This window comes from Mycobacterium sp. (genome assembly GCF_035653355.1).
Taxonomy (GTDB): domain Bacteria; phylum Actinomycetota; class Actinomycetes; order Mycobacteriales; family Mycobacteriaceae; genus Mycobacterium.
The window spans coordinates 1-4,804 of sequence record NZ_DASRBZ010000075.1 but is presented as its reverse complement, the minus strand read 5'-3'; the positions used below and the strand labels follow the sequence as shown (position 1 = coordinate 4,804).

5 protein-coding genes are annotated in these 4,804 nt (G+C 66.2%); 1 reads left to right on the top strand and 4 read right to left on the bottom strand.

Annotated elements, in window-relative coordinates:
- Nucleotides 1–933: DoxX family membrane protein (locus tag VFA16_RS02465; RefSeq protein WP_324966292.1), on the top strand; the 933-nt coding region annotated here is incomplete at its 5' end.
- A 58-nt stretch (nucleotides 934–991) separates the two neighbouring features.
- On the opposite strand, the gene VFA16_RS02460 is transcribed toward VFA16_RS02465, so the two are convergent.
- The 4 genes from VFA16_RS02460 to VFA16_RS02445 form a co-directional block, all read right to left on the bottom strand.
- Nucleotides 992–1,378, bottom strand: a complete 387-nt coding sequence (locus tag VFA16_RS02460; protein ID WP_324966291.1) for a DUF2784 domain-containing protein — start codon at nucleotides 1,376–1,378, stop codon at nucleotides 992–994.
- Between the two features lie 57 nt (nucleotides 1,379–1,435).
- Complete coding sequence (locus VFA16_RS02455; RefSeq protein ID WP_324966290.1) at nucleotides 1,436–1,978, bottom strand: gluconokinase; 543 nt, start codon at nucleotides 1,976–1,978, stop codon at nucleotides 1,436–1,438.
- Complete coding sequence (locus VFA16_RS02450) at nucleotides 1,957–3,981, bottom strand: phosphotransferase (RefSeq protein ID WP_324966289.1); 2,025 nt, start codon at nucleotides 3,979–3,981, stop codon at nucleotides 1,957–1,959. The genes VFA16_RS02455 and VFA16_RS02450 overlap by 22 nt, the downstream gene beginning before the upstream one ends.
- On the bottom strand, nucleotides 3,971–4,804 hold an 834-nt coding region (locus tag VFA16_RS02445), incomplete at its 5' end, for a carboxylesterase family protein (protein WP_324966288.1). The genes VFA16_RS02445 and VFA16_RS02450, both read right to left, overlap by 11 nt.

The window sequence follows — 4,804 nt, the reverse complement described above, 5'->3', positions numbered from 1 at the left end:
TTCATCGGCCAAGGTGTAGAGACATTGCGAAACCCGAGCGCGGCCGCGGATGCCGCGCGGCCCGCAGCCGCGGGTGTGCGCAGGTTACCGGATCCAGTCGGTACCAGAGTGCCGTCCGACGACGAGACGTTCGCACGGGTCAACGCGGCCGTCCAGGTCGGCGGCGGCGTGCTGTTGGCCACCGGCAAACTGCCCCGCGTTGCGTCGGCCGTGCTGGCCTGCACAGTTATTCCGGGCAGCCTTGGGGCGCACATGTTTTGGAGCGAACCAGATCCGCAGCGCAAAGCCGAGAAGCGGCGCGACTTCCTGACCGACCTGAGCCTGCTCGGTGGCCTGATTATTGCGTCTGCCGACACCGCCGGAAAGCCGTCGTTGGGGTGGCGCGGCCGGCAGGCGGCGGGCCGGATTTCTGAGGCGGTCAGCGGGGCGCTGCCGATTGCGGGGTCCAACGGAACACTGCTGGACACCGAGGTTTTGGGTGAGAAGCTCGGCCATGGTCTTCAGGTAAGCGCCGAACGAGGCCGCGAACTGGCCAGCACCGCGGCAGAGAAGGGGGCACCGCTGCTGGAGGCCGCACGTAAACGCGGCGAAGAACTGGCCGAGAGCGACCGGATTCGCGAACTCGCCGAGACGGCTCGCCACCGCGGGCGGAGGCTTGCGAAAACCGCTCGCCACCGCGGAAGCGAATTTGCCGAAGTTGCGCGCGAACGCGGCAGCGAACTCACTGAAACTGCGCGTGAGCGTGGAGCCGAACTCGCCGAGACTGCGCGCGAGCGGGGAGCCGAACTCGCGGAAACCGTTCGCCAGCGAGCACCTGAACTGGCCGAAACTGCCCGCGAGCGCGGCAGCGAATTCGCCGAAACCGCCCGGGAGCGTGGCGAGGAATTGGCCAGCACCGCACGGAAACGTGCCAAGGCCCGTCGCAAGCGCTAACCAGATGTGTTAGCGGGGCCGCCGAGTTCCCGTGGGCGGTCAGCGCGCTGACCGGCAGTTAACGCGGTGCTCCGCGATCCGCGGGCTGCATCGGTATCTGTCGGCCAGACCACGCGTATAACGCCCACGAGGCAACGACGACAGCGAAGGCTGCCAGCTGTACTGCGCCGGCCCAGCTAACGGGAAACACCACCCCAGTGATGTAGTGGGCGATGAACCCTTTCGAAGGCAGCGGCGGCATTCCGGCGTTATGCCGCGCCCAGCGTTCCAGGCCGGTCAGCGGACAGCCGACGTGGCCCACCACGCTGGCGGTCCCCCAAAGCACCGCTCCGATATGGAGCCAGAGTGTGCGACGCCAGCGCAGGGCGAGGAATCCGCCGACGACGACGTAGCAGATGAACGCATAGTGCGTGATCACCGTCAGCACTACCAGAAGCTGGTACATCGTTCAGCTGCCTCCCACCTGGGATACCCGTATGCTAGCCACCCCGTGCGATCGGCGTCATCTGCTGCGCCGCGGTGCAAAACCCGACAGGAAAGTGTCGACGATCGCCTCGACATCCTGGTCGACGTCGACGACGACACCGCCCTCGTCGGGCTCGAGCGGTTCAAGCGTGTCGAATTGCGACTTCAACAGTGCGGCAGGCATGAAATGCCCTATGCGGCCGGCCTGGCGACGACCGATGAGCTCCGGGGACCCGCTCAGGTGCAGGAATTCGATGTCGGAACAGTGTCGGCGCAACTGGTCGCGGTACTTTCGCTTGAGCGCCGAACAGCTCATCACGCCGCCGTCGCGGTGAGCGGCCAGCCACTCCCCGACTGCTTCCAGCCACGGGAAGCGGTCTTCGTCGTTCAGCGGTTGACCGGCGGCCATTTTGGCGATGTTTACCCGCGGGTGGAAGGCATCGGCATCAGCGAACGGCACCCTAAGTCGTTGAGCCAGTGCGGCGCCCACTGTGGACTTACCCGAGCCGGTTACCCCCATGACGACGATCGGCCTTGATGCGCCTGCCTTCCCATGGGTCAGGTCTGGATGGATTGCCATCCGTTGCGGTTCCATTCGAGCCAGCCAACGCCATGACGGCCGTCGGCTGTGGTGACGGTTGCCCACGCGCGTGGAAACTGGCTCACGCGGCCATCGGCCGCGACCAGCCGGAGGGGAGCATGGCCACGCACATCGGCGGTCACCACGATGTCACCGGGATGGGCAGTCACCGTTGCCGCTACGGGTAATCCGTTGCTGCCGAACGTTTCTCGGCTGTCGATGGTGTGCAGCTCAGTAAGGTTACCGCCGTTTTGCTGAAGGTAGCCGACGCAGAGTTTTGGAGCGCCCGGAATCCGGATGTCTACGCCATGCAGATGGGTGCCGTCGTCCAAATGCAGCGCGCTCCAGAGCCAATCCATGCTCCACCAGTCGCGCACACCCCATGAGTGGTCACGCTGGCCGGGCATCGCCTCGAGGGTGTATGTGGTGTCGCCGACGGTGACGCGACCGGACACTGTGCACGGAATTTCGTAGCGCGTGGTCAACCGATACCGATACGGCGTGCCGTCGGTCTCCCATGTCAGCTTCATCGCCACGTCGATAGGGTGGCCGGGCTCGCCGCGCAGCAGAGCGGCCGGATCGGTGTAGGACTGGCCTTGCGCGTGCACGACGACGCGGTAGGTCTGCAGCGGCTCGACGGCGGCGTGGCCGAACTCGATTGTCTTGGTTCGCAGATGCCACGGATTATCCGGTAGCGGAACGTCGAAGTCGGACACCGCAACGGTGGGGATGTTGGGACCACAGAACAGTGCGTGCACCCACGCGGTGCGCTGGTTGGGTATCAGCCCGATGCGCAGCCAACCGCCGAAACCCTGTGCAGCGTCGGCGAAATCGGCGTACCAGCTTTCGCTCCACAGCGGTTCGTCGGTCGCGGTGTGCGTGGACTCGTCGTCGTGCGCCGGAAGCAGCGGCGCGGGCGGCGTCGAGGTCAGGATCGCCAACGCGTCGGTATCGAGCACGTGCTCGCAGTGCCGTTGCAGCATGGTCATGAATAGCGCGTCGCCTCGCTCGGTGCGCTCGACCAGCATCGACGAGACGATTGCCATCATCACGCCGAAAAAGCTCTGTCGGCGCACACCCTCATATATGTCAGCCAATGTCAGTGGGGCGCTGTTGCCGAGTGCCTCGTGGTAGGCGCGCAGCAGATCGTCGTACTGCTCGCGGCGTTCTTCCACCGGCAGCGCACAGCCGAGGAAGTACGCCAGGTCGGTCAATGCCGGACCCCAGCTGACGGTCTGCCAATCCACTACCGTCAGGGGCCGATCGGAGCCGGCCGCGCCGAAAAGCAAGTTGTCCAGCCGGTAGTCGCCATGCACCAAGCCGTGGATGTGGTCGTCACTCGATTCGCCGGCCAGGTAGGCGTCGAATCCGTCGACGAGGCGATCGCACACCAGCCGGTGCTGCGCCGATATCCGCTCGCCGTAACGGTCGAGGAAGCCGGCGTAGAGCTGCGCGATCAGCGCCTGGTTGATGGGCGCATCGCGGTTGAGCCACGACGCGTCGGCAAGACGGGTGTCGCCGACCAGTTGGCCCTGAAGGTGGGCCAATTCGGTGACGGCGAGCCGGGCTTGCGCGGCTGTGGCGCCACGGATTTCGTCGCCGACTACGGCGGGGCTGGCATCGCCGAGCAACACATCGAAGGCCCCGGTTGCGGCGTCGAAGGCAGCGTGGTAGCACGGCGCGACCGGGCCGCGCAGGCGCGGTCCAATGTCGCGGTAGAAGCGCACTTCTCGCTCGTAGAGTCCCAGGTTCAGACCGGTCTGGCGGCTCACCGGATCGGTGGCCGCGACCTTCAGCACCACCGACTTGGGTCCGTGCGGGCCGTCGCCGGCATAGGTCAGCTGAACGCGGTAGCACTCGCTCATCTGGCCGGTGCCGATGCGTTCGACGTTGAAATCGGCGACGGGTGCCTGCAGGGTGCTCGTTAGCCAGTCGGCGGTGATGTCGCTTGGTCGTTCGACGACCGGCTGAGCGGTTCGGGCGACCGGGTTTTCACTGTGCAAGCGAGAAACCCTCCCACGCCATCCGGCGCTCGGGATGTGGATCGTATTCGACGTGCGACTTGCTGTCGAACACCATGACCGCCCGCTCCGGCTCGGTGTAGGCGGGCCAGCCGTCACCTGGTATTCCGGTGCGGCTGAAGGCAAGCCAGCGGCGTTGTATCTCTCGGGTGACACGTAGTGCCGCCCAGCGGTCGACGCCGGCCGTCAACAACGCGCCTAATTTGCTGCGGTAGATGCCGAAGACCGCGAGCAGCTCCGTGGCATGGGTGGCGCCCAGACCCGACCAGTGCAGTGGTCGGGGTGCGAAGTCGTATCGGTACAGATAGGCGGGTGCGTGCTTGCCATGCGCCTCAGCGATCTGCCAGGCGGCCGAGCTGAACGCGAAGTCGCCGCCAAGGCGCACGCATGCGGAGCGACCGGGATAGCCGGGATAGGCGGATGTAATACGCTCGCGGGCAGCAGGATCGGTGTCGGCCAGCAGTGCCTCGACCATCGGTTCGGTGGTCGGCAACAGCGGCAGGAAGCGGGTGAAGAGCCGGCCTTCGTCGGCGTTGGTGCCGACGATCAGCGGTACCCGGTGGGCTTTGCCGCGCCGCATGGCCTCGATCGGTTCCAGCGGCAGACAGTCGTCGCCGAAGACCGGGCCGATCGGGAACGCGCCCAGCCGTTGCTCCATGCCCTGGTCAATCAGGCGGTTCTGGGCCGCTACCAGCTCGGCAGGCGACGCCTGCATCAGCGCGTGCGCGGCGTCCTGCCTGCGCACGCCCAGCAGAGCAGCGAACCGGGTCGCGAATTGGGCTGCCACCTCACGCGAGCGCACCAT

Bases quoted from the DNA above. Each gene is read 5' to 3' on its own strand.
- VFA16_RS02460 (WP_324966291.1), bottom strand. From the start codon at position 1,378: ATGTACCAGCTTCTGGTAGTGCTGACGGTGATCACGCACTATGCGTTC.
- VFA16_RS02455 (WP_324966290.1), bottom strand. From the start codon at position 1,978: ATGGCAATCCATCCAGACCTGACCCATGGGAAGGCAGGCGCATCAAGG.